Raw genomic sequence first — 26726 nt, forward strand, 5'->3', positions numbered from 1 at the left:
TGTAATATTACGCATGTAGGGTACAGAGGTGAGAAAGCTGTTTTCAAACCTTTGCTTTAACCCCGACAGTTTTGTCGGGGTTTTTTTATATCTGCAGAAAAAAATAACTGTTAAATATCAAATACATAACACTTTAAGTGATTTTTCTTTCTATTTTTCCTGAACTTCTTTGATTACTACCACTCTATATCTACGGTTTTTATGTGTTTTCTCTCAGTTTACGCCTCGCATTAAGCGGGGCGTTCTTTTTTATAAGCCCGCTTCTATCCTTATAGTAAATAAAGCTAGTGGACTTAAGACCCACTATTGAGATTATTGAACTTCACTATCAGAGTCTGCATCGTCTTCTTTTTTGTCTAAGCCGAACCACGCATCCAAGATACGCTCTAGCTCTGGTAAACCATGCTTATTTAATGATGAGAAGGTTTGTACCGTCACATCGCCCATAAAGGCCATAGCAGCTTCACGCGCCATCAACAGTTGTGCTTTGCGCTTACCGCTTTTCAATTTGTCGGCCTTGGTCAATAGTGCCAGTACCGGAATATTAGAAGCTACTGCCCAATGAATAAGATCTTGGTCTAAATCTTTAAAAGGATGACGAATATCCATTAATACCACTAAACCTTTTAGTGATTTACGCTTTTGAAGATATTCGCCCAGTGACGCTTGCCACTTCTTTTTCATAGCTACAGGTACTTTTGCAAACCCGTAGCCTGGCAAATCAACTAAGCGCAAGTCTTCTTCTAACTCAAAGACATTGATTAATTGTGTACGCCCCGGCGTCTTGCTGGTTCTGGCCAAGTTTTTTTGACGCGTTAATGTGTTAAGCGCGCTCGATTTACCTGCATTTGAGCGGCCAGCGAACGCGACTTCAATTCCGGTATCGTTTTTTAAATGACGAATGTCTGGTGCACTCGTGAAGAATTTTGCTTTGGTGTAATACGACATCTAGACTTACCTCCACATGCGTCACAACCTTCGGTTTACAGTTTTTTAATGAATAAACCAACTAAAAACCATAGTTTTATCATGGAATAGGTTTTTCTGACGCGTTAAATGTGTAAAATACGCATGATATCACGTATATCACGCGAGCCGTTGGATCCATTTAAGAGATTTATTATGAAAAAACTGTGTTTGTTGGTATGTATGTCTTTAGGTTTAAGCGCAACTGCTATGGCAGAAGGCGACGCCGAGGCAGGTAAAGCGAAGTCTGCAGTATGTGCAGCCTGTCATGGCCCTGATGGCAACAGCATGATTGACATGAACCCGAAACTTGCTGGCCAGCATGAGAAGTACATTGTTAAGCAATTAACCGAATTTAAACTTGCCTCTCAAACAGGTGGTGAGGAAGGTCGTAACAATGCTGTGATGAACGGCATGGCTGCCCCACTTTCAGAGCAAGACATGAAAGATTTAGCCGCTTATTTTTCGAGCCAAGAGCCAAAAGCGGGCGAAACACCTGAGCAATACGTAGAGGCTGGACGAGCGCTTTACCAAGGTGGTGACGAGTCTCGTGGCGTAACTGCATGTATTGCTTGCCATGGTCCTAAAGGCAACGGTATGGGTTTAGCTGGCTTTCCTGACATCAGCGGACAGCACGCCACTTATACTGCAGCTCAGTTGAAAGCTTTCCGCTCAGGCCAACGTCATAACGATATGAATGGCATGATGCGCGATATTGCGATGAAATTAACTGACGAAGATATCGAGATTTTATCTAACTATATCGCAGGCTTACATTAAGCCTTACCGTTTTTACACATTGTTGTTAAATTTTTGTTACCGAAAAAGTTGTATTTTAAAATTATTCGTGTAATCTAACGGCGTAGTTTGTAGGTGCCTTTGAAAAGCTACAAGCTAAATAACAAGAATAATAATAAAAATGCAGCATGGAAGACGGGATAAAGAGCCACGAGGGCCAAAAACAACAATACAGCTCTGCTAACAATAAAAATAAGGGGAGCACAGCTAGGGAAGCCAGCTACACATAGATGTGTATAACGGGAGAGGTGTCATCTGACACTCATACAATGTAAGGTGATGGTGAAAACCATCACCTTTTTCTTTTTTAAGCCCCTTTATTATTTTTTCATGTTTCTATGTCCTGTCCCTTATGTCGAAGCACTAATAAGTCCGTTCAGTACCATACTGATAAAAAACGAGATTACCTTCAATGTAGTCAGTGCGACCTTGTGTATGTATCTTCAGAATTCCTACCGTCAAAACAGGTGGAAAAGCAAGAATATGACCTGCATGAAAATAGCTTTGAAGACGAAGGTTATCGAAAATTTTTAAGAAAGGTTTTAACACCACTTACACCTTTCATAAAAAATGCAGAGAACACTTCACTTGTGGGTTTAGATTTTGGCTGTGGTCCTGCACCCGTGCTAGCAAGCATGCTGGTAGAGGAAGGCGTTAAGATGAGCACTTATGACCCTTTCTATGCAAACAACTTATCAGTACTTGAGCAAAGCTATGACCTAGTGACATGTACAGAGGCTATCGAGCATTTTCACACCCCTCATCTGGAATGGGCGCTATTTAACAAACTCATTACTGCTGGTGGCGTTCTTGCCATCATGACAAAGCGCGTACTAGATAAAGCCAAGTTTGCAAACTGGCACTACAAAAACGACGTCACCCACGTAAGCTTTTTCAGCGAGGCAACCTTTCGATATCTAGCTGATAGAGACGGTTATGATGTTATTTTCCCTGCTAGTGACGTGGTAATCATGAGAAAGCGCTAATAAGACAAGCGCAATATTTTAATTTTGCCGTATTGATTTTACACAGCACACCCAAAGATCAATACGCAGACACTAATTCGCGCTATAATAGCGCTGTTTTTTCACTCTCTTTGTTATTTGGAAATTATGGCACGTTCAAAGAAATCTCGTAAAGTCGGCCTAATCGGCGTTCGTAAAGATCCTGACTTTAAACCTAGCGAAAACCGTAAATCAGACTCGCCTCGCCCTAAAAAGCATAAAGGTAAGCCCGCTGGTAATCGCCATAATGTTGAACAGAAAAAAGCGACGGGCAAAAAGAGTACTGAAAATAAAGATCCGCGCCACGGCAGTAAAAAGCCTATTCAGCTTGTAAAAGCTGTGACGCCCACACCTACACAAAAGAAAAAGTACGCGACACCAGCCCAAGAGCTGGCAGCGCTTGAAGCAGACCAACGCTTGTCAGATTTACTCGATAAACTTGACGACGATAAACCGCTTACCCGTGAGCAACAAGCTTATGTCGACGAGAAGATGGCACGCCACCGCATTCTTTGTGACCTGCTAGGAATAGTAGAAGAGGATGATGAAGACGACGATATGGATCCGTTTAATGATTTAGACGCTATTAATATCGACGACTTTAAGCACTAATAAAAAACGGGAAAGAGTCATGCTTTGGGCAGTACTTTCAGGCATCGCGCTACTAATTATTCTTGCGCTAGGTTTTTACGCAGGCAAACTGCTGTTTATGTTAAAACAACAAAAAGAGCGACAAGAAGCGGCAAGACATTCGCGCGTAGCCACTATAACCGACAGTATTATAGTAATAGCTAAGGCGATGGAGCAGCAGCAATGTGATTTGTCAGAAGGTGTAATTCGCATCGTGAACCTGCTTAACGCGCTTCCAATAAGTGCTCCGCCTGATTTTAAAGCGCAGTTTCCCAACATTCATTCATTATTCACAGAGGTAAGCGGTTTTGCAATTTTAGAAGCAAGGCAACAGCTACCTAAGATTGAGCGAAGAAAGCAAGATATCGCTCGCGAGCAGATTGAATCGGAATACGAATCTAAGGTATTGGACGAATTACCACCGCTGAAGGCGTATTGTGAGACACTCATAGCCACTAAATAACGAGTAAGCGCTACGCTGATTTAAAAGATAAAAACTGATGCATTCAATATCGAAAATGGCCGAGTACAGTATGTAGTCGGCCATTTTTTTAACCCAGTTGCCTTTGGCTATGTCATTTTATCGCGAGCTCGCAGGTACGTTCGTAGCAATGACACCCTACTTCGTGATCATTAACCATTCCCACAGCTTGCATAAAAGCATAGCAAATCGTTTCACCTACAAAATTAAATCCGTGCTTTTTAAGTGCTTTTGACATTGCTTTAGACGCATCAGTTGATGTGGGTGCTTGCCTGAAGTCTTCCCACGCATTAATGACCGTACGTCCATCTGTAAATTGCCAAATAAAATCACTGAATGGCTGCGACGCTTCGATAGCTAAAAAACCCTTGGCATTTTTGATAACCGACTCTATTTTGAGCTTGTTTCTGATTATGCCGCTGTCTTGCATCAGCCTGTCGACATCAGCGGGGCCCATCTTCGAAATTTTCACAGGGTCGAACTGATAGAATGCCTGTTCAAAATTCTGCTGTTTTTTCAAAATGGTCAGCCAAGATAAACCAGCCTGTTGTCCATCGAGGCATAACTTAGCAAACAACGCGCGACTATCTAGCTCGGGTACACCCCATTCGTTATCATGATACGCTAAATAAATAGGGTCGCTGCTTACCCAACCACAGCGATGCAAAGGCGTATTTTTTTCTATTTTTGTTTGATTGGGCATGGCTTAAGATTAAATCCTTGTTGTGAAGTGGCATATTGGCTTTATTCGTGACGTTTTTTCACCCTTTACACCTACATACTATGCCTCACAAATTGTATACTATCCCACCTTTATTTTAAGTCAGATAACTAATAAGCAGCGGATGTATGCAGAAATACGATATTAAGACCTTTCAAGGGTTGATCCTTGCGCTTCAAGATTATTGGGCGCGTCAGGGCTGCGTTATTATTCAGCCTCTGGATATGGAAGTGGGTGCCGGTACTTTTCACCCTATGACGTTCCTACGTTCTTTAGGTCCAGAGCCAATGAGTAGCGCCTATGTTCAACCGTGCCGTAGACCAACCGATGGTCGTTACGGTGAGAACCCAAACCGCTTACAACATTACTATCAGTTCCAAGTAATGCTTAAGCCTTCACCTGATAATATTCAGGAGTTGTACTTGGGCTCTTTGAAAGAGTTAGGCTTCGATCCGCTGGTTCATGACATTCGCTTCGTAGAAGACAATTGGGAATCACCCACGCTTGGTGCATGGGGTCTAGGTTGGGAAGTTTGGCTAAACGGTATGGAAGTAACACAGTTTACCTACTTCCAGCAGGTTGGCGGCCTTGAATGTAAGCCTGTTACCGGCGAAATTACCTACGGCTTAGAGCGACTCGCCATGTACGTTCAAGGTGTAGATAGTATCTACGACCTGGTTTGGACTGACGGCCCTATGGGCAAAGTGACCTATGGCGATGTGTTCCATCAAAACGAAGTAGAACAATCGACGTATAACTTCGAACACGCCAACGTTGAAGCCTTATTTAGAACCTTCGACGAATGTGAAGCAGAAAGCAAAAAGCTTATCGAAAACAACCTTCCACTTCCTGCCTATGAGCAGGTTATGAAGGCGTCACACGCATTTAACTTGCTTGATGCTCGTCATGCTATTTCAGTGACTGAACGCCAGCGCTATATTCTTCGCGTTCGAACGCTAGCCAAAGCGTGTGCAGAAAGCTATTACCAAGCACGTGAAGCACTTGGCTTCCCACTATGTAACAAGGAGGCATAAGCGTGCGTACAGAAAATTGTTTAGTTGAATTAGGTACTGAAGAACTCCCACCAAAAGCGCTTAAGTCTTTAGGTGAAGCCTTCGCCACGCAGTTTGAAGCTGCGCTTACGCAAGCTGACCTAAGCTTTGATTCAGTCAGCTGGTTTGCAGCCCCTCGTCGCCTAGCCATTTATGTTTCAGGCCTAGCTGAAGGCCAGGCTGACAAAGTAGTAGAGAAACGCGGCCCAGCAGTATCAGCCGCGTTTGACGCCGACGGTAACCCCACTAAAGCAGCACAAGGTTGGGCTCGCGGTAACGGCATTGACGTTGCTGACGCAGAGCGCCTTGTAACTGACAAAGGAGAGTGGTTACTTCATAAAGCCCACGTTCCAGGGCAATCAGTTGCAGAGCTTCTAGAAGGGATGATAAACCAAGCGGTAAGCAAGCTACCTATTCCAAAGCCAATGCGTTGGGGTAATTACAATACTCAGTTTATACGCCCAGTTCACACCCTTTGCGTGCTTTACGGAAGCGAAGTGGTTAACGTTTCTGTATTGGGCTTAACAAGCGGCCGCGTTGTTCAGGGTCACCGATTCCACGGCGAAGGTCGCTTTGAACTTGATCATGCTGACAATTACGCCTCTGCCCTTGAGCAACAATATGTGCTGGCAGATTTTGAGGCGCGTAAAGATAAAGTGCGTCAGCAGCTTGAAGACGCAGCGCAAAGCTTGTCGCTTAAGCCAGACTATAATGAAGACTTACTAGAAGAAATCGCGTCACTTGTAGAGTGGCCGGTTGTACTTCAAGCTGGGTTTGATGAGGCTTTCTTGGCAGTACCGAAAGAAGCGCTTATCTATACCATGAAAGACGACCAAAAATATGTGCCGCTGTTAGATAGCGACGGTGCACTTTCAAACACTTTCTTATTCGTAACGAATATCGAAAGTCGCGATGCGTCTCAAGTTATTTCAGGCAATGAAAAGGTTATCCGCCCTCGTCTTGCAGACGCTGAGTTCTTCTTTAACAGCGATAAAAAGACGACATTAGAAAGCCGTCTTGAAAGCTTAGAAACCGTGTTGTTCCAAAAACAGCTTGGTACGCTAAAAGAAAAGTCTGAACGTATATCTGCCCTATCGGCGTTTATCGCGTCGCAAATAGATGCGAATGAAACACAAGCTGCACGAGCAGGTCTTCTAGCTAAAACCGACTTGATGTCGAATATGGTTATGGAGTTCCCAGACGTTCAGGGTGTTATGGGTAAATACTATGCGCTGAACGACGGTGAAGATGCGCCTGTTGCAGAAGCACTGTATGAACAATACATGCCGCGTTTTGCTGGTGACGCACTTCCTAGTTCAGGCGTTAGCGCGTCGGTCGCGCTTGCTGACAAACTAGATACTCTTGTGGGCATTTTTGGTATTGGCCAGTTACCTAAGGGTGATAAAGACCCATTTGCGCTTCGTCGTGCAGCTATCGGTGTACTACGTATTGTCACTGAGCTGTCACTGCCGCTAGATCTTGAAACGCTAGTAAGCAAAGCTATCGATGTGTATGGCGATAAGTTAACAAATGCTGAAACACAATCTCAGGTTGTTGATTTTGTGTTGGGTCGATTTACTGCGCTCCTTCAAGATCAAGCTATCGCCATTGACGTTATTCAGGCCGTTGCTGCTCGTCGCCCTACTAAGCCAGCTGACTACTTAGCTCGCGTTCATGCGGTAGGTAAGTTCAGAGCATTGGAAGAAGCCGAAGCACTAGCTGCCGCTAACAAGCGTGTTGCAAACATCCTTGCTAAGCAGAACGTTAAAGTAACAGACTCAGTGAATATTGATGAGTCACTGTTAGCCGAAGAAGCTGAAAAAGCGCTTTACGTTGAGCTAAAAGCTGCTCAGAAAGAAGTGGATATTGCTGTTCCTTCACAGGATTACACGCGTATTCTTACTGCGCTTGCAACCTTACGAAATGTAATCGATAACTTCTTTGATAACGTAATGGTTATGGCTGATGACGAAGCGGTTAAGAATAACCGGCTTGCTTTACTGTCGCTTTTAAGGCAACTTTTCCTTACTACCGCAGATATATCTATTCTCGCGAAGTCGTAGGCTAGTAAGAGTTAACGCGGTTTTATGCCGCGAAAAACAAAGAGCCCAGCCTTAACGTTGGGCTTTTTTATAAATGGAGACGCTGTGAAAAAGTTACTAACTATTGCTTCTATGTGCATAGCACTTTCAGCATGCTCAAGCAGTGGAAGTTTTAAAATTCCAGAAATAGCACCAGACGTGCCTCGCATTCAATTCGAAAACATGTTTCTTAGAGGTGTATTTAACTGGTGGGAGGCTGACCCAAGTTACAAGTTCAAACGATCAAATTCAGGCTGGACTGTGGACGTTGAACTCATAGCCGACGGACAACCTTATGATTTTAGATTGTCAGATGCAAAATGGACGCCCTCACAAAGCTGTGGCGGCAAATATAAAGGGCAGCCTGTAATGTTAGGCTCCACCGTTTATTTAGTCTGTGAACAGGGCTCAGAGAACTTGCAATTTACCCCCTCCTCAACTGGCACCTATCGCTTTACTGCAACAGCAGCAAGTGCGGGGGAAGTCGCCTTGGTCGTGTCTAAATTGTAGTTAGCATAGGTTTGACTATTCACCTTCTGCGAGAAAGATCGCTTTTAGTCTTTTTCGCAGCAGGTATTTAAAAGAATTCTATTTCAAGTTCGGCTAGCATCATTGCCCCATCATCGTTTTCAACGAAATATAGATCGTACTTTGCATCATCTAGAAATACCTGCCAATAATCGTCATTACCCATTACTTCATCACCGTAAAGCGCCTTAACCTCAGTGCTAGGTTGTTCAAAATAGTGTTCTGCAAACTTCCAGTCTTCTAGATTCTGTTTGTTTCTAAACACACTTTCGTAAACAGATAACTTACTTAGTTCTTGGTAACTAAAGTTCAGTACAAGATGGTTGCCATATACTTGAATAACATCACCGTTATCCGCATAGGCATCAAAAACTGGACGAAACCCCTGCTCATCTAATTGCTCTATCGTTATGGTTTCACCCTGTTTGCGCTTACTGTCAACAAAGGCGATAACTTCATTGTATTGATGTGCCTTCTCAGTTTCATTGCTTGAATCTTTTATATAAGCAGTATCCGTATATCCATACTCGAAACCGTTAACTAGCCATTCCTTTTCTCCGTTTATAATTTTCAAATCTATTATTACATCAAGATTTACATCGGCTTCCTTATTCAGAGTAAATCGGTATTTGCCTCTTTCAATTTGATTCCCCTCAGGCAACTGTTTTAACAATTCCGCCTTTTTAGTCTCGTAGCCGACTTTATCTTCTATAAGCCAATCGCTGTTAAACCGGTTATCAAAGGCAATAGAATTAGTAAGGGTTGTTGAGACCCAGTGATTTTCTGTAGTCACTTTTTTTACTATTCCTTTGTGGGTCACCACCCAAAGGTTTCTCCCATAAGAATAAAGCACGATGTCTTTGTTAACGCTATACGTTGACATAGGTGTACCGAGTACGCGCAGCATACTTGTTACACTTTCATTGATTGTTAAGCCAAATACACCACCTTTAAGGGAAATATTATTGTTCTGCAGCGGTGGCTGGGATTTATTGATACTTGGTGTTCGAGATATAGAAAACTTTACCTCGTCTTCAATGACTAGCACTGTTTCTTTTTCTGTTCCGTTTGTCACTGTTACCGATTTATCGGCATTATCTACAATCTTATAGTTAGTTTGTGCTAATGCGCTTGGTACCGTATGGAGCATTAGCAATCCCATGCATGCAATGAGTGTTTTTTCCATAATATTTTCCATCCCTTTAAGTCCATTATTTAACGTTTATTCGCTAATTGAGTATTTTTATATTGCTCACCTACCCCATTTATTTCATTTTTGTATTTCTTCGCGGTTTCAGGTTGCCTTAAGACGTTTGATAATCTTACCTCTACATTCGCAATCATTTTTCTTAACGGATAATGCTCCAGCTCGTCTACTTGACTCAAAAATATGGCGATATCTTTCAAATCAGATATACAACATGATTTAATATCATCGCTGTATTGCTTAGCCAAAAATTTCACCATGCCATCACTTGTCGACGTACTATTACTGGTTAGTGGCTGTAATGGCATATCTTCTATGTCTTTCTTGAAGCTTACCGTCATATCTACTGACTGGTGCAACAGCTTTACTGCTGTTAGGCCTGCACTATTTACATAAGAACCAATTCGATTATCAAGGGCAACTAAGCTTTCGCTCTTGAGGTTAATTTTGGCATCAATAAATACTTGCTTAGCACTAAGTGCTATTTCACTCGCATAAGAAATGTGGTTTAAATCTTCTAGAAAAATACCTTTAACTTTGGTGTCTAGAATGATGTTCGCTTTTTCAATGAGAACAGCCTGGGCTTTCTTGGCCTCTGATAGTCGAATCTGAGACTCTGTAAGTCCAGCCTGTTTTGAACAGCCTATTATTAAAAACGTTATGATGATGGAAATAATACACAAACGTCCTGTCATTTATATGTCCCTGTTATAGTTGATAAGACCACTTATCAGCTTGTCACATAAATTTATACTAGACCAACCTTTACTCTTTTGTAAGGCTCTTCAATATTTCGTTAAAATACATTTTCGTACACAAAAAAAAACGACCCTACTTGGGTCGTTTTTAAAATATGCATCATTAAACAAACAATCTATACGTCTAAGTTTTCCACTTTAAGCGCATTAGCTTCGATAAACTCTCGACGAGGTTCAACTTGGTCACCCATCAATGTAGTGAACAGCTGATCACAACCAATGGCATCCTCAATGGTAACTTGAAGCATACGGCGGCTTTCTGGGTCCATAGTGGTTTCCCAGAGTTGCTCAGGGTTCATCTCACCTAGCCCTTTATAGCGCTGAATGTATTGACCACGTTTCGCTTCATTCATTAGCCACTCTAGGGCTTCTTTGAAAGACTCTACTGGCTGTTTACGTTCACCACGCTTAATGTAAGCGTCTACACCCATCATGTCATTAATAGCTAAGTTAAGCTCTTTCAGGCGCAGGTATTCAGACGACTCGATGAATTCATGGTCGATAATGTACTCATAATCGATACCGTGCATACGCATGATGATCGTGATGTAGTATTCGCTAAGCTCAGCATCAGTACGAATTTCATAACGGTATGTAGCACCATCGTTTTCACGCTCTGTAAGCTGTTCTACGAAGTGTTTTGCTACATGCTCTAGCGCTGATTCATTCTTCAGGTCTTCTAGGTTAAGCGTAGGTGTGTACAGCATTCGGTAAAGAATAGCTGAGGGCATTTTGCGCTTCATACGCACAATCATTTTCTCTACTGACTGATATTGCTTAACTAGGTTTTCTAGCCCTACACCACTTATGCCTGGGTCCTCATCACTGGTGTGTAATGATGCACCATCAATAGCGATACCTGTAAGGTAATTAGTCAACGCGTCGTCGTCTTTTAGATACTGCTCTTGCTTACCTTTCTTCACTTTATAAAGTGGAGGCTGCGCAATATATACATAACCACGCTCAATGATTTCAGGCATCTGACGATAGAAGAATGTTAGTAGAAGCGTACGAATGTGAGAGCCGTCTACATCAGCATCAGTCATGATAATAATGCTGTGATAGCGTAGCTTTTCTGGGTCATATTCGTCACGACCAATACCACAGCCTAGTGCTGTGATAAGCGTCGCCACTTCTTGTGAAGATAGCATCTTATCAAAACGCGCTTTTTCAACGTTAAGAATTTTACCTTTAAGCGGCAAAATAGCTTGGTTCTTACGATTACGACCCTGCTTAGCTGAACCGCCCGCAGAGTCACCCTCCACTATATATAGTTCGCTTAGTGCTGGATCTTTTTCCTGACAGTCAGCTAGCTTACCCGGCAGACCAGCTAAATCTAGCGCGCCCTTACGGCGTGTCATTTCGCGAGCTTTACGGGCTGCTTCACGCGCTCTCGCAGCATCAATGATTTTACCCGCAATAATCTTACTTTCAGCTGGGTTTTCTAATAAGAAATCAGCAAGTTTTTCATTCATAGCAGATTCAACTGCAGGACGAACTTCAGAAGATACAAGCTTGTCTTTTGTCTGTGAGCTAAATTTGGGGTCGGGTACTTTTACTGAAATTACAGCCGTAAGCCCCTCACGAGCATCATCACCACTGGCATTGGTTTTAGCCTTTTTGTTCAGGCCTTCCTTTTCCATATAGTTGTTCAGTGTACGCGTCAACGCTCCACGGAAGCCGGCCAAGTGAGTACCGCCATCTCGCTGTGGAATATTGTTGGTAAAACAGAATACGTTTTCTTGGAAACTATCGTTCCACTGCATGGCAACTTCTACAGCAATGCCATCTTCTTGCTCGCTCGCGAAATGAAATACTTTTTGATGTACTGGTGTTTTCTTTTCATTCAAATACTCGACGAAAGCTTGAATACCACCTTCGTACATGAAGTGGTCTTCTTTACCGTCACGCTCGTCTTTCAAACGAATTGAAACGCCGGAGTTTAGGAATGAAAGTTCGCGAAGGCGCTTAGCAAGAATATCGTAATGGTACAGTGTATCTGTGAACGTATCAGAACTTGGCCAGAAACGAATCATTGTTCCCGTTTTATCTGTATCGCCAGTAACTGCAAGTGGCGCCTGTGGAACACCATGTTGATATTCTTGTTCATGGGCTTTACCAGCACGACGAATACGCAGCTTTAGGCGACTAGAAAGTGCATTTACTACCGATACACCTACGCCGTGAAGACCGCCAGAAACTTTGTATGAGTTGTCATCAAATTTACCGCCTGCGTGAAGCACGGTCATTATAACTTCTGCTGCAGACACGCCCTCTTCAGGGTGCAATTCTGTAGGGATACCTCGCCCATCGTCAGACACAGAAACTGATCCATCACTATGGATTTGCACAGTTATTTCAGAACAGTGTCCCGCCAGTGCTTCATCGATAGAGTTATCGACCACCTCAAATACCATGTGGTGTAATCCGGTGCCATCATCAGTATCACCGATATACATGCCCGGACGTTTTCTTACTGCATCTAATCCTTTAAGTACTTTAATACTGGACGAGTCGTAGTTGTTCTCTTCTGACATACTAGCTTTTACTCCTCTTTCACGCTTCCATGTTCCACGTGAAACATTTTCTTTTCGTTGTATTTTTGTATAAATGCGAGTTGCGAGGACTCAATTGCAGTAACGAAAACCTGCGTGTCCATTTCGAGCAACCCATCAATAAATTGTTCTCTTTTATCTGCGTCTAACTCAGCACCCACATCATCAAGTAGAAATATACTTTTTCGTTGTGTTGCCGAGTTGAATAGCTTTGTCTGTGACATTTGTAGTGCTGCCACAGCCATTCTAAGCTGTCCTCTCGATAAAAGCTCTTGGGCGTTAACACCATTCACTTTAAGCCTTAAATCAGCTTTGTGAGGCCCAGAAGAGGTATGTCCTATTTTACCATCATACTCGCGTTTTTTAACTAAGCTTTCTGATAAAGCGACATCTTTTTCCCATCCTTTATAGTAACTTAATTCCACGTCAAAGTTTGGAAGAAATTCCTCTGCATACTGTTTAAAAATTGGTGTAAGTCTATCGACATATGCTTGGCGCGTTAAAGTTAAAGTCTCCCCCAGTTCGGCAAACTGCGTTTCCCAATACTGGTTTTGTGGTGCGGTCAAGTTTGCTTGCTGCTTTAATAATGCGTTTCTATGCTTTAAAAATTTACCGTACTGATTAGCAATAGACTGAAATTGATGTTCCACGTGAAACAAACCCCAATCACAAAAGCGTCGACGTTCAGATGGCGAGCCAATTATGAGATCTGTACTTTGAGGCGTAAAAAGTTGAATAGGAACTAGGCTTACTAAGTCAGACAACTTTTTTGAGTGCTCGCCATCAATACTGCAAGTAAATGTTTCATTTCTACTTCTCTGTAAGCCGAGCTTCAATTTTTCTTCTGCTTCCATTTTACAAGAAGCAAAAACGCTGAAGCTATCTTGTCCATTCTGAATAACTGAACTGTGTTTGTTCGTTCTAAAAGAACGTCCAAAGCCTAGATAATAAAGTGCTTCGATTAACGAGGATTTCCCACTCCCATTCACGCCTTTAATGATAGTCAACGCTGGTGAAGGAGAAAGTGATACGGAAGTAAGATTACGAAACTGTGTAATCTGGACGCGGTCCAGTTTCATGAGGTCACACTGATGAAAGAAAAGAAGCGAGGAGTATCAACACTCATCGCTTCTTGAATTGATAATTTAAATAACAAAATAACGTGGATTATGCGAAACGCTGCAAATACTTAATGTAGTAGTGACTACAGTCGCATTGGCATAATTACATATAACGCAGCGTCATCAGCATCATCTTCGATTAGCGCACTCGCGTTTGAGTCTGATAGGCTCACTTTAACACCATCAGACCCTAACGCATTCAATACGTCAATTAGATAGGCAACGTTAAAGCCAATTTCTAAATCGTCACCTTGATATTGAACATCAACGATTTCTTCCGCTTCTTCTTGCTCTGGGTTATTAGCCGTTATCTTAAGCTCACCAGAAGATAAGTTTAATCGTACGCCTCTAAACTTTTCGTTAGATAGAATGGCCGCACGTGAAAATGCTTCTTTTAGTACAGCTTTACTCGCAATAATTTCCTTGTCGCCATTTTGTGGTAAGACACGGCGATAATCAGGAAATCTACCGTCTACTAACTTCGAGGTAAAAATGAAATCGTTTGAAAAGATTCGAAGATGGTTGGCGCCTATTTGCACCTTAAGAGATTTATCATCTTCACTAATAAGACGAGAAATTTCTAACACGCCTTTACGTGGAATAATCACCTGACGAGATGGCAACGCAGTCTCATAATTAAGACGACAAAGTGCAAGGCGGTGACCGTCTGTTGCGACAGTACGAATGATATTCTCTTCCGTTTCAAGAGACATACCATTCAAGTAATAACGTACGTCTTGTTGAGCCATTGAGAAGCTCGTTGCATCAATAAGACGTTTTAAATCACTGCACGATAATTCAAACTCAACTTCCCCTTCCCAGTCTTCTAGATTTGGGTAGTCGTTGGCAGATAAAGTAGAAAGCGTATAACGACCTCGACCGGCACGAATGAGTGCTTTGCTGCCGTCTAACGAGAAATGAATATCTGTTCCTTCAGAAATACCGCGAATAATATCAAACAGCTTTTTAGCAGGAACAGTAATCTCACCTTCCGTGAATTCACCTTCTAATTTCACGCTAGAAATTAGTTCTACCTCTAAATCTGTGCCGGTAAGCCAAAGTGCGTCCTCACTTACTTTGATGAGAACATTGGAAAGAATTGGCAGTGTGTGTCTACGCTCTACAGCACCAGATACCAACTGTAGGGGTTGTAAAAATTGTTCGCGGCTTATAGTAAATTTCATCGCAGTGCTATCTCGCCTCTAAGGTCGTGGTGTTAGGAAGACAAAGTCCTAATGAGGTTCTTATAGTCCTCTTTTATATCATGACTTTCTTCTCTTAGCTGCTCTATTTTTCTGCACGCATGCAAAACGGTAGTATGGTCTCGCCCACCAAACGCATTACCTAATTCAGGTAAGCTGTGATTAGTTAGCTCTTTAGCCAGCGCCATCGCTACTTGGCGAGGACGCGCTACGCTACGACTACGGCGTTTAGACAAAATATCAGCTACTTTTATCTTATAATAATCTGCGACAGTTTTCTGAATATTATCAACGGTTACCAATTTTTCTTGAAGTGCGAGAAGGTCTCGAAGCGCTTCGCGAACGAAATCAATTGTGATAGGGCGACCGGTAAAGTTTGCGTTAGCAATAACACGGTTAAGTGCACCCTCGAGCTCACGTACGTTTGAACGCAATCGCTTAGCTATAAAGAACGCCACTTCATTAGGTAAGTGAATCCGGTTCTCTGCCGCTTTGCGCATTAAAATCGCCACTCGGGTCTCAAGTTCTGGCGGCTCAATAGCAATGGTTAAACCCCAACCGAAGCGCGATTTCAATCGATCCTCTACCCCATCAATCTCCTTAGGATATCTATCAGAGGTCAGAATGATTTGTTGGTTACCTTCAAGTAGCGCATTGAACGTGTGAAAGAACTCTTCTTGCGAACGTTCTTTATTAGCAAAGAATTGAATATCATCGATAAGTAGTGCATCAACGCTGCGATAGAAGCGCTTAAAGTCCTCTATAGCGTTATTTTGTAATGCCTTAACCATGTCCTGCACGAAACGCTCAGAATGCATATATACAATCTTGGCGTTGCCGTTATTAGCAACAATTCCATTACCCACTGCATGTAATAAGTGAGTTTTACCTAAGCCCGTGCCACCATATATAAACAAAGGGTTATAAGAACCGCCAGGGTTGTTTGCAACCTGAGTGGCAGCAGCACGTGCTAGCTGGTTAGACTTACCTTCGACAAAGTTGTCGAATTGATAAGTCGGATTGATATTGCTTTTGTGCTTCATCGCTTCGGGGATCGGGATCACTTTAGGCGGTGTTGAAGATCTTGGCGCTTGATCTGCGTATGCATTATATCCATTACGGTCGTGGTTTTGCGCACCGCGATCATTTAGATCCATACCCTGTGTGTATGAAGATGATTTTGAAAACGCGTTGTTTTGTCCTTGATCACCCGCTTGGCTTGCCGTTGATGGCATACCGCTATTCGACATTGGTGAATAAGACGATGTGTGCTGCCCATTAGTGCCGCTGTGAACAGACTGATTACTAGTATTATAGTTCTGATACCCTTGACCGCCCGCAGGTTCACTAGGCTTACTTGGTTGATTACTAGGCGTATTCGGAGCAGACGAAGATCCGCTGGTACTTACAGGCTGACTACGGCTTACGCTGTGACGATTCATCACTTCTAAACGCAATTGTGGAGCGTCACTTCCGGCAAACTCTTTTAGTAGTGCGGTAATATTATTCAGGTACTTGTCTCTTACCCAATCAAGTACAAAACGATTGGGAGCATAGAGTGCAACCACGCCTTGTTGTTCTTCACAAACAAGCGGTCGTATCCACATACTAAACTGCTGCGTTGGTAATTCTTGACGCAATCTTTCAAGGCATTGGTTCCACAAGGACATGGTACGTAGTTAGCTCCCGTAACTCGCTAGAAAAACCAACTCCTGAAAAGCCAAGCATAAAGAAAGCAGGCACTAAAAAGCGCCATTAGAAGAAATAGCGTTGGAAGTGTTGGGTAGCAGCGAGAAATTAAGTTATCGTTTTAATCGCTGTGGATTATCTTACGTTATCAACACAATGTAAATGGCGATCCCGATCGATCTTTTCGATCAAAACAACAAGTAACTGATTAGTAGCCTTTTTTCTTTTAGATCAAATCAAACTATAACGAGAAAAATTCATTCTAAATTTGTGCTAAAAAACCGTTAGATCACCTTGCTTTTTATATCTATCTCTGTGTTTTTCACAACGCACTGTGGATAACCTAACCAAATTTTACGCGTTATTCACAGACGATTTGTACGAAAACTGCGTTATCGATTAAGCTATCGATTCGAAAATGCAAAAATTGTTCACTTATTCATCCGAAAAGCGAGAATATGCATTGACAGCACGCCCCGAGATCTCTAGAATTCAGCGTCCTTTTTCGATGGGCTTTTCTGGTGAAAACACCACATTGTTCTGGCAACAGCATAATGTGTTACCAAAAACGCCTATGTTTAACTAAATATAAGTGAGACTTTGGTCATGAAAAGAACATTTCAACCGAGCAATCTAAAGCGCAAGCGTTCTCACGGTTTTCGTGCTCGTATGGCGACTAAAAATGGTCGTAAAGTACTAGCAGCTCGCCGTGCAAAAGGCCGCGCTCGTCTTTCAGCTTAATTGAAAGACGCCAAAGTGGGCGAGAATAATTTTTCTAGGGAGTTACGTCTGTTAACTCCCACCCACTTTACCTATGTGTTTGATAACGCAACCCCAGCTGTATCTCCCTCTTTTACTGTTCTAGCCAGAAAAAATACACTTTCAACTCCTCGTTTAGGCATTACGCTCGCGAAAAAACGTATCCGTAAAGCTCACGATAGAAATCGTTTGAAGCGATTAGTCAGAGAAAGTTTTAGGCATAAACAGCACAACTTACCCAATGTCGATATTATCGTTATTGGCAAGTCTGGCGCTGACAACCTTAGCAACCAAGAAGTTTTCGCTACATTGGACAAGCTATGGAAAAAATTAAACAAGCGTTGCGGCAACTCTTAATTGTAGTGCCTTTGGCCTTGATAAAGTTTTATCAATGGTTCATTTCCCCTATGTTAGGGCAACGATGTCGTTTCCATCCTTCTTGTTCTTGGTATGCTATAGACGCATTAAAAACGCACGGATTAGTAAAAGGCGGTTGGTTATCTATTAAACGCATATTAAAATGCCACCCTTTGCATGCCGGCGGATATGATCCAGTGCCGGAAAAACAACAAGATAAACACTCAAAATAAAGAGACCTCTATGGAATCGCAACGTAGTTTTCTGATAATTGGCCTTGCGCTAGTTAGCTTTTTGCTTTGGCAATCATGGCAAAAAGATTATGGGCCGCAGCCAGTTGTGCCTGTTGAACAACAACAAACGCAAGAGACATCACAAGGCGTGCCGTCATTTAGTGAGAATGGCAGTGAAGATGTACCAAGTAGTGATAGCGTTCCTGCTGCACAACCTATCACAGCTGCGCAAAGCTCAAACCGCATTATTGAAGTAAGAACCGATACGCTAGATTTACGCATCGATTTGCTAGGTGGCGATGTAGTATCAGCAGACTTACTTAAGTTTCCAGTAGAACAAGGTTCTGACATCCCGTATAGCCTACTTCGCTCTGGCAACGGTCTTTATGTAGCGCAAAGTGGCCTTATCGGCGCTCAAGGTCCAGATGCCAGCAGCAGTGGCCGCCCTGTTTATAACGCGCAAAGTGAATTTTATGAAATGACTGGCGACACCCTTGTTATTCCTCTTACATGGAAAAACAACCAAGGATTGTCGATTACTAAAACTTTCACTTTCACAAAAGGTCACTACGACGTAAACGTAAGCTATAACGTTGAAAATAGTACCGGCAGCGCAGCAACGGTTCAGCCGTATGCGCAGCTTAAGCAAGTAATGGAGTTTGAAGACGACGGCAACATGTTTATGCCAACGTACCGTGGTGCTGCATATTCAACAGAAGATGACCGCTACCAGAAATATTCGTTTGACGAGATTGAAGATGACAACCTACGCGAAACCACGAAAGCGGGTTGGGTTGGCATGCTTGAACATTACTTTGTATCAGCATGGGTGCCTTCACAAGAGCAAACTAATACGCTTTATTCACGTAACTTGAAAAATCAGTACGCAGTAATTGGTGTATTATCACCTTCTGAAAGCGTTGCTCCTGGTGAAACTAAAACTATTGCGTCTACCCTTTATATGGGCCCAAAAGACCAAGATAAGCTTGCCAAGATTGCGCGCGGATTAGACCTAACCGTTGATTACGGTATTCTTTTCTGGATTTCTCAGCCGCTGTTCGCCCTTCTTACATTCCTTCATAGCCTGGTTAATAACTGGGGTGTGGCAATTATCCTTATCACTATTGTAGTGAAAGGCGCGATGTACTGGCTAACTAAGAAGCAATACGAGTCAATGGCACGTATGCGAAACTTAGCACCTAAGATGCAGCAGCTAAAAGACCGTTTTGGCGATGACAGACAAAAAATGTCACAAGCTATGATGGAGCTTTACCGCAAAGAGAAAGTAAACCCAATGGGCGGTTGCTTACCTCTTCTTCTGCAAATGCCAATCTTCCTTGCGCTTTATTGGGTACTAATGGAAAGTGTTGAACTACGCCATGCAGACTTTGTACTTTGGATCACTGACCTTTCTACAAAGGACCCATACTTTGTGCTGCCTATTCTAACAGGCGCAAGTATGTACCTATTGCAAAAGCTTCAGCCGACCACCATTACTGATCCAATGCAGCAAAAAATCATGCAGTGGATGCCGGTAGCAATGAGTGTGTTCTTCCTGTGGTTCCCTGCAGGTCTGGTACTATACTGGCTAGTAAGTAATGTGATTACCTTGGTTCAAGCCAAAATGATTTATGCTTCCATGGAGAAGCGGGGCATCAGCAGTAAATAACACGCTGAGCAATTAATTATACAGCCCGCCTATGCGGGCTGTTTTGTCTTAAAAGATAGAGGATTAACCTGTGCCATCATTTGATATTGTTTCAGAAATCAACATGGAAGAAGTACGCAACGCCACTGAAAACGCAAGCCGTGAGCTATCTACGCGTTTCGATTTTCGCGGCATTGATGCCAGCTTTGAATACAAAGATAAAACCGTGGTTATGAAAGCCGAGGCTGAATTCCAACTTCAGCAAATGGAAAGTATGTTTAGAACGGCGATGTCTAAGCGCAATGTAGATACCTCATCAATGGATGTGAAGCCTTATGACGCTCACGGTAAAACCTATCGCCAAACCATTGCGTTTAAGGAAGGAATTGAACAGCCCACGGCAAAGAAAATTGTAAAGCTGGTTAAAGACGCCAAAATCAAAGTGCAAACGGCTATTCAAGGCGAAGAACTTCGCGTAACAGGTAAAAAGCGTGATGATTTGCAGCAAGTGATTTCGCTGGTTAAAGAGTCGAACTTAGGCCAACCTTTCCAATTTAAGAACTTCCGCGACTAATTATGGAATCACTCACCCTTTCTACCGACACTATTACCGCACAAGCGACAGCGCCCGGTCGTGGCGGCGTAGGTATTGTACGCGTTTCAGGTCCTAAGGCTAAAGCCATCGCAGAGGCGTTAGTACCAAGCGCACTAACACCACGTCTTGCGACCTATACGCCGTTTGTTGATGCTAACAACAGCGTAATAGACCAGGGCATAGCACTGTTTTTTAAAGGGCCTAATTCATTTACCGGTGAAGATGTACTTGAACTGCAGGGCCATGGCGGTCAAGTTGTCATGGACATGCTGATTGATGCCGTACTTGCAACGGGCGATGCCCGGCTTGCCAATCCAGGTGAATTCAGTGAACAAGCCTTTTTAAATGATAAATTAGACCTTGCGCAAGCAGAGGCGATTGCCGACTTGATTGATGCAAGTTCTAAACAGGCAGCAAAAAGTGCGCTGCGCTCGCTACAGGGTGAGTTTTCTACACAAATTCAAACGCTATCAGACCAAATCGTGCACCTGCGTATGTACGTAGAGGCGGCCATCGATTTTCCTGAAGAAGAAATTGATTTCTTATCTGACGGGAAAGTATCAGGTGACTTAAGCGCAATTATGCAAAGCTTAACCAAAGTGCGCGAACAGGCTAAACAAGGCACCTTGTTGCGCGAAGGTATGCAGGTAGTGATTGCGGGGCGACCTAACGCCGGTAAATCGAGCTTATTAAACGCCCTGGCAGGACGAGATAGCGCCATTGTTACTGATATCGCTGGTACCACGCGAGACGTGCTTAAAGAGCATATTCACATTGATGGTATGCCGGTGCATATTATCGATACTGCAGGACTTCGAGAAAGCCCAGATAAAGTTGAACAAATTGGTATTGAGCGCGCGTGGCAAGCTATCAATGAAGCTGACCACGTATTATTCGTTGTAGACTCTACCGCAACTGCTGTTATCGACCCTTATGAAATATGGCCAGAATTTATGGCCCGATTGCCTCAAGGTATCCCTGTTACCGTAGTTCGCAACAAGGCCGACCTTAGTACCTTAGATATTGGACAAAGCACAGTTGCCACCGAGCAAGGTGATATCTCAGTTATTAATCTATCAGCCAAAGAAGGTAGCGGCGTCGACACGCTAAAAGCACATTTGGCCAAAACCATGGGCTTCGATACGACCACCGAAGGTCAGTTTATTGCGCGAAGAAGACACATAGATGCACTTGATCAAGCCTACAGCTATGTAAGCACTGGTGAACAGCAGCTACATGACGCCATGGCCGGTGAATTATTGGCTGAAGAATTGCGCTTGGGGCACCAGGCACTATGTGAGATAACCGGTGAATTCACGTCAGACGATCTACTTGGTAAGATTTTTTCATCGTTCTGTATTGGTAAGTAGCGCAACCGATAAAGTTATAAGTAAGATGGTGAATAACGTAACGGATAAGCCGTACTTACGTTAAGACGACAATTGTAAATAGAGAAGCAACCCAATAATGAGCAAGCATTTTGAAATCATCGTTGGCACCATGTTAGGCGCCGCAGAATACGTGGCAGATGCCATTGCGGAAAAACTTGATGCAAGCGGTCATACTCACACTATTCACGTAGAACCTAATCTGGAAGCGATTAAAACAGACTCAACGTGGATCGTATGTACGTCAACCCATGGTGCAGGCGAACTACCTGACAATATACAACCATTTGCAAAACAGCTAGAAAATGCCGATTTAAGCTCAGTTAACGCCTACGTGATTGGTCTGGGTGACACAAGTTACGACACTTTTTGTTTCGGCGCAAAAGAAATGGAAAAGCATATTAAAAACGCAGGTGGCACGTTAATTACCGACGCGCTATACATCGATGTGCTAGAACACCCTATCCCTGAAGATGCCGCCGTAGAATGGTTTGACGAAAAGCTGGCCAATGCTTAACAAGCGTTTTTACGTGGAACCAATGCGATGAACAGCAACCTTACCCAAGCTGAGCTAGCGGCGTTGCAATCTCCCCTTTCTAACGATTGCCGGGTACTTTATTTACTTGGGCTTCGAACAGGTGCAAATTCGGCAACTACATCGTCAGCACCTATTGATTATAAGCAATTATTGAACTTGCTAAACGGCGACAGCAAAGACGAGCCTTACCAACGCGGTCGTCAAATCAATAGCTTGGTGAAGCAGCTTGAACAAGTAGGTTTAGTTGCCCTGCCCCTTGATCTTGATCTTGAACACACGATTAATGGAAAAACGCTTCTTCTTCCGCTTTTAAGCGAGCCGCAGTCAGACTTTGAACAACTCCATTCACGTCATAGTGCTATGAGCCCAAATTGGACGCCTAATAAAGCGCTGTTTGAAGAAATGGCCTCGCTACTGGGTATTATCGATAAAACATTTGATGACAACGAAGTGGGTGAATTCATTGCTTATTGGTTGGGAAGGCCAAGTTCGGTGTTTAGCGAGTTTCAATGGACACAAAAATTTGCCAATAATATCAAGCGAAAGCGCTTGGCTTCAGGCTATGCTCCAACAAAAGTAGTAGGGACGCAGCAAGTGAAAGTTGCAGCCGGCATAGAAGCAGATGATAATGCTAGAAAGCTGGTGGAAAAGTATGCCGCAACTAAGAAGAGTTAATTCGTTATGGATCGTATAACAGACAAAATTGCTAATTTAGCGAGAGCGCTCAACAAAGACGTCGATCCCAATGGTGAGTACATCGACTATAAAACGCTGCGTAAGCAGTATGAAGCGAAAGCTAACGAGGAAGTGTCACAACTACAGCAGCGCAGTAAGAAAGCGCGTGTAGAAGCTATCCATGGCCGTTCCGACTTAAACCCGAAGTGGACGTTTGCTAACTTAGTGGAAGACAGTGACGATGTCATAGAAGCTGTTTCTATCGCACAGTCGTTTATTGCTGCTCATGATGATCCAGCGTGGCGCCAAAGTGGCTCTCATATGATGATTTTCTATGGCGATTATGGTCGCGGTAAATCTCATATTGCGGGTGCTATTGCTCATCAACTTATCGAGCAATATGAGATCTCTGTGCTATACCGTCAGCTTTCGACTCTGCTCGAAATGCGCAACTTTTCTTTTGATTTCTCTGCTACCGATAATGCTAGTCAGCGTTTCAGAGAAATTAACCAAGAGCTTTTAGACGTAGATTTACTTATTTTAGATGAGGTCTGTGTCAACGAGTCTGCACTTAAGAAAAACGCACAGAGCTGGTTTGGGAACTTACTCAGACAGCGCTTAGTGAATAAGAAAAACTGTATCTTAATCACTAATCACAACTTAGCCGAACTTGAAAATGCCCTTGGTCGCTATTGTTTCGAATCGATTAAAGAGTACGACACTTACAAAGTTAGGTTCCAAGGCCCAAGCCGCCGTGAAGGCTTAACTATCGAACAAGAGGATATGCAAGGCTCTGTTTCACAGCCACGCTATCAACCCAACCAGGTGCGCTAATAGCACCTGGTTTCCTCTCTCTCGAAACCTTGCCCTTACTCTGCTAGGTCTTTTCCTTCATTAAACCTTATTGCATGTTCCTCTTGTGCCAAGTAATAGCGAATCACTTAGCCTATTGATCACGCTTTTTACCAAAACAATACGGTTTCAATTCATAGATACACTCAACGATCTCCTTCAGTCAAACAAATAACCATTCTTACAGACTGACTTCTTCCTTGTAAAAGTGACTGAATTTTGGTCATCTCCTATGTTTTTCTCCTGAAAAATGGGCTGTTTTGAAAAAAATAATCTTGTCGTTCATAAAAAGGTGCACTTTTTTTGAAGGTGTTGATAAATGCGATCGGGCGATCTAATCACAGCTTTTGGAAAAGATCTCCTCCACAATGTGATCACGCTATAACGCACGTATCTACACGATCTTTTGATCGCGATACATAAATAGCAAACATTTTATCCCCAGTTGGATCACATCTTGATCACCCCTGTGGATAGGATCCTACAAACCACTGTGCATAAGCTTTGATCGAAAAAAGAATAACTTTTCAAACGATTCGGGGTGTGGATAAAAAGGCCATTTATACACAAGTTTGAGGTAGGGTTATGGATCGGGGTTTCCCAATGTTATTGATCGCGTAACTTGATGATCTTTATGTGCTTTGATCGGTTACCCACAGATCTTGATGATCCTAATAAAAGTAAAAATAAACAGATCTAAAAGAGATCTTAAGATCTTATAATTCGATCACAGCTTTTCAAAAACAGGTTTTGAGGAAAATTTAATCATTTTCTTTATCCAATAAGTCAGATAAAATACGCGCCCTTTTTTCAGCAGTCTCTGCGTGAGAAAAATTAGTTTTTAATCGGCTTATCGTAAGTTAATAGTGAGGTTTAACCATGTTTTATGCTGAAGCATTTGATGTCATCGTCGTAGGTGGTGGACATGCAGGTACAGAAGCGGCACTTGCAGCTGCTCGCATGGGTGCAAATACGCTGTTGCTCACTCACAATATTGAGACGATAGGCCAGATGTCGTGTAATCCTGCAATTGGTGGGATCGGTAAAGGCCATCTTGTAAAAGAGATCGATGCGTTAGGCGGTGCAATGGCACTGGCTATCGACAAAGGTGGTATTCAATTTAGAACATTGAATTCTTCTAAAGGCCCAGCTGTTCGTGCAACGCGCGCGCAAGCGGACCGTACGCTTTACAAAAACGCCATTCGCGACATTGTCGAAAATCAAGAAAACCTAACCTTGTTCCAACAGAGCGTTGACGATCTGATTGTTGAAAACGATCAGGTATGCGGTGTTGTTACGCAAATGGGCTTGAAGTTTAAAGCCAAGTCAGTGGTACTGACAGTGGGTACTTTCCTTGGCGGAACCATTCACATTGGCCTTGAAAATTATCGCGGCGGTCGTGCCGGCGATCCACCGTCTATCGCACTTGCAGATAGACTACGAGCCCTTCCGTTTCGAGTTGACCGTTTAAAAACTGGGACACCAGCAAGACTTGATGCTCGCTCGTTAGATTTTTCTGTAATGCAGCCTCAACCTGGTGACAATCCTACGCCGGTATTTTCGTTCATGGGTGATAGAACCCTGCATCCTACACAGATCCCGTGCTATATCACCCACACTAACGAAAAAACCCACGATATCATTCGCGGTGGGTTAGATCGCTCACCCATGTTTACGGGTGTTATCGAAGGTATCGGACCGCGCTATTGCCCAAGTATCGAAGATAAGATCACCCGTTTTGCAGACAAGACATCGCATCAAATTTTTGTTGAGCCAGAAGGTTTAAACAGCATTGAAGTTTATCCAAATGGTATTTCAACCAGTTTGCCATTTGACGTACAGATGAACCTTGTCCGCTCGATCAAAGGTTTTGAAAATGCGCACATTGTTCGCCCGGGTTATGCGATTGAATACGATTTCTTTGATCCACGCGATCTGAAACAAACACTGGAAACGAAGTTTATTCGAGGTTTGTTCTTTGCCGGCCAGATTAACGGTACCACTGGCTATGAAGAAGCGGGTGCGCAAGGGTTAGTAGCTGGCGCAAACGCAGCGCTACAAGTTCAAGAAAAAGACCCGATGATTTTACGCCGCGATCAAGCATACATGGGCGTACTTATCGACGACTTAGCCACCATGGGTACGAAAGAGCCGTACCGCATGTTCACTAGCCGTGCGGAATACAGACTACTGCTTCGTGAAGATAATGCCGATAGCCGTCTAACCACAATGGGCCGAGAGATTGGTCTTGTTGATGATGCGCGCTGGGCGAAATTTAACGACAAGATGGAAGCGGTAGAAAGTGAACTGCAGCGTCTACGCGGTCAGTGGATCCACCCTGATCATGCGGCAACGCCAGAACTCAATACCATGCTGAAAAATCCTGTGAGTCGTGAACATTCTCTTGAAGAGCTGATCCGCCGACCTGAAATGACGTATGGTCAGTTAATGGAAATTGAGAGCATAGGTCCGGGCCTTGAAGATCCGATTGCAGCAGAGCAAGTAGAAATTCAAATTAAGTACGCTGGCTACATTGCCCGTCAAATGGATGAAATTGCGAAAACCCAGCGACACGAAAATACGTTGTTGCCGGTTGATATGGATTTCAGCAAGATTTCTGGCCTGTCGAACGAGGTCGTTGCCAAATTAACCGAAGCCAGACCGGAAACTATCGGTAAAGCATCGCGTATTTCGGGCATTACCCCGGCGGCCATTTCTTTACTGCTGGTTTACCTTAAAAAACACGGCATGTTGCGCAAGCAAGAGAAAATCAGTGCGTAAAACACGCGCTTAACTCAACACATTACTCGCAGCGCTTAGTTTTTCTTATTTATTCGCGTATTATGATAATCATAATTGCCTAAACTATGCGAAAACTAGAAAAACTC

At 43.2% G+C, this 26726-nt stretch carries 26 protein-coding genes; 18 read left to right on the top strand and 8 right to left on the bottom strand.

Annotated features, from left to right (window positions below):
• Positions 1-312: 312 nt before the first annotated feature.
• Positions 313-948, bottom strand: a complete 636-nt coding sequence (yihA, locus tag ACXAGV_RS03480) for a ribosome biogenesis GTP-binding protein YihA/YsxC (RefSeq protein ID WP_474871943.1) — start codon at positions 946-948, stop codon at positions 313-315.
• 174 nt (positions 949-1122) lie between these two features.
• Between yihA and ACXAGV_RS03485 the strand changes: the two genes are divergently transcribed.
• The 4 genes from ACXAGV_RS03485 to ACXAGV_RS03500 all read left to right on the top strand — a co-directional run bounded on the left by ACXAGV_RS03485 (position 1123) and on the right by ACXAGV_RS03500 (position 3861).
• Complete coding sequence (locus tag ACXAGV_RS03485; protein ID WP_014996768.1) at positions 1123-1746, top strand: c-type cytochrome; 624 nt, start codon at positions 1123-1125, stop codon at positions 1744-1746.
• A gap of 449 nt (positions 1747-2195) precedes the next feature.
• Positions 2196-2750 carry a class I SAM-dependent methyltransferase gene (locus tag ACXAGV_RS03490; RefSeq protein WP_474871946.1) on the top strand — a complete coding sequence of 185 codons (555 nt, stop codon included), beginning with the start codon at positions 2196-2198 and terminating at the stop codon, positions 2748-2750.
• 126 nt (positions 2751-2876) lie between these two features.
• On the top strand, positions 2877-3380 hold the full coding sequence (gene yihI / locus ACXAGV_RS03495; protein ID WP_474871948.1) for a Der GTPase-activating protein YihI: 504 nt from the start codon (positions 2877-2879) through the stop codon (positions 3378-3380).
• Positions 3381-3399: 19 nt separating this feature from the next.
• On the top strand, positions 3400-3861 hold the full coding sequence (locus ACXAGV_RS03500) for a DUF2489 domain-containing protein (RefSeq protein ID WP_474871949.1): 462 nt from the start codon (positions 3400-3402) through the stop codon (positions 3859-3861).
• 112 nt (positions 3862-3973) lie between these two features.
• Here ACXAGV_RS03500 and ACXAGV_RS03505 read toward each other — a convergent pair whose 3' ends face one another.
• Positions 3974-4582 (bottom strand): DNA-3-methyladenine glycosylase I, encoded by a 609-nt coding sequence (locus tag ACXAGV_RS03505; RefSeq protein ID WP_474871951.1) that lies wholly within the window; start codon positions 4580-4582, stop codon positions 3974-3976.
• A 146-nt stretch (positions 4583-4728) separates the two neighbouring features.
• On the opposite strand from ACXAGV_RS03505, the gene glyQ reads away from it, so the two are divergent.
• The 3 genes from glyQ to ACXAGV_RS03520 all read left to right on the top strand — a co-directional run bounded on the left by glyQ (position 4729) and on the right by ACXAGV_RS03520 (position 8243).
• Positions 4729-5634 carry a glycine--tRNA ligase subunit alpha gene (gene glyQ / locus ACXAGV_RS03510; protein WP_014947716.1) on the top strand — a complete coding sequence of 302 codons (906 nt, stop codon included), beginning with the start codon at positions 4729-4731 and terminating at the stop codon, positions 5632-5634.
• 2 nt (positions 5635-5636) lie between these two features.
• Positions 5637-7715, top strand: coding sequence for a glycine--tRNA ligase subunit beta (glyS, locus tag ACXAGV_RS03515; RefSeq protein ID WP_474871952.1), 2079 nt, complete (start codon positions 5637-5639; stop codon positions 7713-7715).
• 84 nt (positions 7716-7799) lie between these two features.
• On the top strand, positions 7800-8243 hold the full coding sequence (locus ACXAGV_RS03520) for a hypothetical protein (protein ID WP_139125413.1): 444 nt from the start codon (positions 7800-7802) through the stop codon (positions 8241-8243).
• A gap of 67 nt (positions 8244-8310) precedes the next feature.
• Here ACXAGV_RS03520 and ACXAGV_RS03525 read toward each other — a convergent pair whose 3' ends face one another.
• The 6 genes from ACXAGV_RS03525 to dnaA all read right to left on the bottom strand — a co-directional run bounded on the left by ACXAGV_RS03525 (position 8311) and on the right by dnaA (position 16774).
• Complete coding sequence (locus ACXAGV_RS03525) at positions 8311-9447, bottom strand: hypothetical protein (protein WP_474871954.1); 1137 nt, start codon at positions 9445-9447, stop codon at positions 8311-8313.
• 29 nt (positions 9448-9476) lie between these two features.
• A complete protein-coding gene (locus tag ACXAGV_RS03530; protein ID WP_474871956.1) occupies positions 9477-10163 on the bottom strand; it encodes a hypothetical protein in 687 nt (228 codons plus the stop codon).
• Positions 10164-10342: 179 nt separating this feature from the next.
• The gene (gyrB, locus tag ACXAGV_RS03535; protein ID WP_474871958.1) at positions 10343-12763 is read right to left on the bottom strand and encodes a DNA topoisomerase (ATP-hydrolyzing) subunit B; all 2421 of its coding nucleotides are present in this window, start codon (positions 12761-12763) and stop codon (positions 10343-10345) included.
• 8 nt (positions 12764-12771) lie between these two features.
• The gene (recF, locus tag ACXAGV_RS03540) at positions 12772-13860 is read right to left on the bottom strand and encodes a DNA replication/repair protein RecF (protein ID WP_474871960.1); all 1089 of its coding nucleotides are present in this window, start codon (positions 13858-13860) and stop codon (positions 12772-12774) included.
• A 125-nt stretch (positions 13861-13985) separates the two neighbouring features.
• On the bottom strand, positions 13986-15086 hold the full coding sequence (dnaN, locus tag ACXAGV_RS03545) for a DNA polymerase III subunit beta (protein ID WP_012516526.1): 1101 nt from the start codon (positions 15084-15086) through the stop codon (positions 13986-13988).
• Between the two features lie 32 nt (positions 15087-15118).
• Positions 15119-16774, bottom strand: coding sequence for a chromosomal replication initiator protein DnaA (dnaA, locus tag ACXAGV_RS03550; protein ID WP_474871962.1), 1656 nt, complete (start codon positions 16772-16774; stop codon positions 15119-15121).
• A gap of 437 nt (positions 16775-17211) precedes the next feature.
• Here dnaA and ACXAGV_RS03555 point away from each other — a divergent pair, with 437 nt between their 5' ends.
• From ACXAGV_RS03555 to mnmG, 11 genes are all read left to right on the top strand, one after another.
• On the top strand, positions 17212-17379 hold the full coding sequence (locus tag ACXAGV_RS03555) for a hypothetical protein (RefSeq protein WP_155279887.1): 168 nt from the start codon (positions 17212-17214) through the stop codon (positions 17377-17379).
• Between the two features lie 20 nt (positions 17380-17399).
• Positions 17400-17534: a 50S ribosomal protein L34 gene (gene rpmH / locus ACXAGV_RS03560; RefSeq protein WP_014290886.1), complete on the top strand. Its 135-nt coding sequence runs from the start codon at positions 17400-17402 to the stop codon at positions 17532-17534.
• 15 nt (positions 17535-17549) lie between these two features.
• Entirely contained in the window at positions 17550-17909 is a 360-nt protein-coding gene (rnpA, locus tag ACXAGV_RS03565) for a ribonuclease P protein component (RefSeq protein WP_015000154.1), read from the top strand.
• The gene (gene yidD, locus ACXAGV_RS03570; protein WP_081765860.1) at positions 17894-18142 is read left to right on the top strand and encodes a membrane protein insertion efficiency factor YidD; all 249 of its coding nucleotides are present in this window, start codon (positions 17894-17896) and stop codon (positions 18140-18142) included. The genes rnpA and yidD overlap by 16 nt, the downstream gene beginning before the upstream one ends.
• Before the next feature lie 10 nt (positions 18143-18152).
• Positions 18153-19811, top strand: a complete 1659-nt coding sequence (gene yidC / locus ACXAGV_RS03575) for a membrane protein insertase YidC (protein ID WP_474871964.1) — start codon at positions 18153-18155, stop codon at positions 19809-19811.
• A gap of 70 nt (positions 19812-19881) precedes the next feature.
• Complete coding sequence (locus ACXAGV_RS03580) at positions 19882-20364, top strand: YajQ family cyclic di-GMP-binding protein (RefSeq protein ID WP_334014123.1); 483 nt, start codon at positions 19882-19884, stop codon at positions 20362-20364.
• Positions 20365-20366: 2 nt separating this feature from the next.
• Positions 20367-21755: a tRNA uridine-5-carboxymethylaminomethyl(34) synthesis GTPase MnmE gene (gene mnmE / locus ACXAGV_RS03585; protein ID WP_474871966.1), complete on the top strand. Its 1389-nt coding sequence runs from the start codon at positions 20367-20369 to the stop codon at positions 21753-21755.
• A 97-nt stretch (positions 21756-21852) separates the two neighbouring features.
• Positions 21853-22290, top strand: coding sequence for an FMN-binding protein MioC (gene mioC, locus ACXAGV_RS03590; RefSeq protein WP_474871967.1), 438 nt, complete (start codon positions 21853-21855; stop codon positions 22288-22290).
• A gap of 27 nt (positions 22291-22317) precedes the next feature.
• Complete coding sequence (locus ACXAGV_RS03595; RefSeq protein WP_474871969.1) at positions 22318-22986, top strand: DnaT-like ssDNA-binding domain-containing protein; 669 nt, start codon at positions 22318-22320, stop codon at positions 22984-22986.
• A 6-nt stretch (positions 22987-22992) separates the two neighbouring features.
• Positions 22993-23820 carry an ATP-binding protein gene (locus tag ACXAGV_RS03600; RefSeq protein WP_474871971.1) on the top strand — a complete coding sequence of 276 codons (828 nt, stop codon included), beginning with the start codon at positions 22993-22995 and terminating at the stop codon, positions 23818-23820.
• An 897-nt stretch (positions 23821-24717) separates the two neighbouring features.
• Positions 24718-26619, top strand: a complete 1902-nt coding sequence (gene mnmG / locus ACXAGV_RS03605) for a tRNA uridine-5-carboxymethylaminomethyl(34) synthesis enzyme MnmG (protein WP_474871973.1) — start codon at positions 24718-24720, stop codon at positions 26617-26619.
• The last annotated feature ends 107 nt before the right edge of the window (positions 26620-26726 follow it).

It is taken from the genome of Alteromonas sp. ABH4_453 (assembly GCF_056160665.1).

Excerpts from the sequence above, each read along its gene's own strand:
- yihI (WP_474871948.1), top strand. The coding sequence starts at position 2,877 with ATGGCACGTTCAAAGAAATCTCGTAAAGTCGGCCTAATCGGCGTTCGT.
- ACXAGV_RS03500 (WP_474871949.1), top strand. The coding sequence starts at position 3,400 with ATGCTTTGGGCAGTACTTTCAGGCATCGCGCTACTAATTATTCTTGCG.
- dnaA (WP_474871962.1), bottom strand. The coding sequence starts at position 16,774 with ATGTCCTTGTGGAACCAATGCCTTGAAAGATTGCGTCAAGAATTACCA.
- mnmG (WP_474871973.1), top strand. The coding sequence starts at position 24,718 with ATGTTTTATGCTGAAGCATTTGATGTCATCGTCGTAGGTGGTGGACAT.
- ACXAGV_RS03600 (WP_474871971.1), top strand. The coding sequence starts at position 22,993 with ATGGATCGTATAACAGACAAAATTGCTAATTTAGCGAGAGCGCTCAAC.
- rpmH (WP_014290886.1), top strand. The coding sequence starts at position 17,400 with ATGAAAAGAACATTTCAACCGAGCAATCTAAAGCGCAAGCGTTCTCAC.
- ACXAGV_RS03485 (WP_014996768.1), top strand. The coding sequence starts at position 1,123 with ATGAAAAAACTGTGTTTGTTGGTATGTATGTCTTTAGGTTTAAGCGCA.
- ACXAGV_RS03530 (WP_474871956.1), bottom strand. The coding sequence starts at position 10,163 with ATGACAGGACGTTTGTGTATTATTTCCATCATCATAACGTTTTTAATA.
- ACXAGV_RS03505 (WP_474871951.1), bottom strand. The coding sequence starts at position 4,582 with ATGCCCAATCAAACAAAAATAGAAAAAAATACGCCTTTGCATCGCTGT.
- ACXAGV_RS03525 (WP_474871954.1), bottom strand. The coding sequence starts at position 9,447 with ATGGAAAAAACACTCATTGCATGCATGGGATTGCTAATGCTCCATACG.
- recF (WP_474871960.1), bottom strand. The coding sequence starts at position 13,860 with ATGAAACTGGACCGCGTCCAGATTACACAGTTTCGTAATCTTACTTCC.
- glyQ (WP_014947716.1), top strand. The coding sequence starts at position 4,729 with ATGCAGAAATACGATATTAAGACCTTTCAAGGGTTGATCCTTGCGCTT.
- dnaN (WP_012516526.1), bottom strand. The coding sequence starts at position 15,086 with ATGAAATTTACTATAAGCCGCGAACAATTTTTACAACCCCTACAGTTG.
- yidC (WP_474871964.1), top strand. The coding sequence starts at position 18,153 with ATGGAATCGCAACGTAGTTTTCTGATAATTGGCCTTGCGCTAGTTAGC.
- yihA (WP_474871943.1), bottom strand. The coding sequence starts at position 948 with ATGTCGTATTACACCAAAGCAAAATTCTTCACGAGTGCACCAGACATT.
- ACXAGV_RS03555 (WP_155279887.1), top strand. The coding sequence starts at position 17,212 with ATGCAAAAATTGTTCACTTATTCATCCGAAAAGCGAGAATATGCATTG.
- mnmE (WP_474871966.1), top strand. The coding sequence starts at position 20,367 with ATGGAATCACTCACCCTTTCTACCGACACTATTACCGCACAAGCGACA.
- gyrB (WP_474871958.1), bottom strand. The coding sequence starts at position 12,763 with ATGTCAGAAGAGAACAACTACGACTCGTCCAGTATTAAAGTACTTAAA.
- ACXAGV_RS03595 (WP_474871969.1), top strand. The coding sequence starts at position 22,318 with ATGAACAGCAACCTTACCCAAGCTGAGCTAGCGGCGTTGCAATCTCCC.
- mioC (WP_474871967.1), top strand. The coding sequence starts at position 21,853 with ATGAGCAAGCATTTTGAAATCATCGTTGGCACCATGTTAGGCGCCGCA.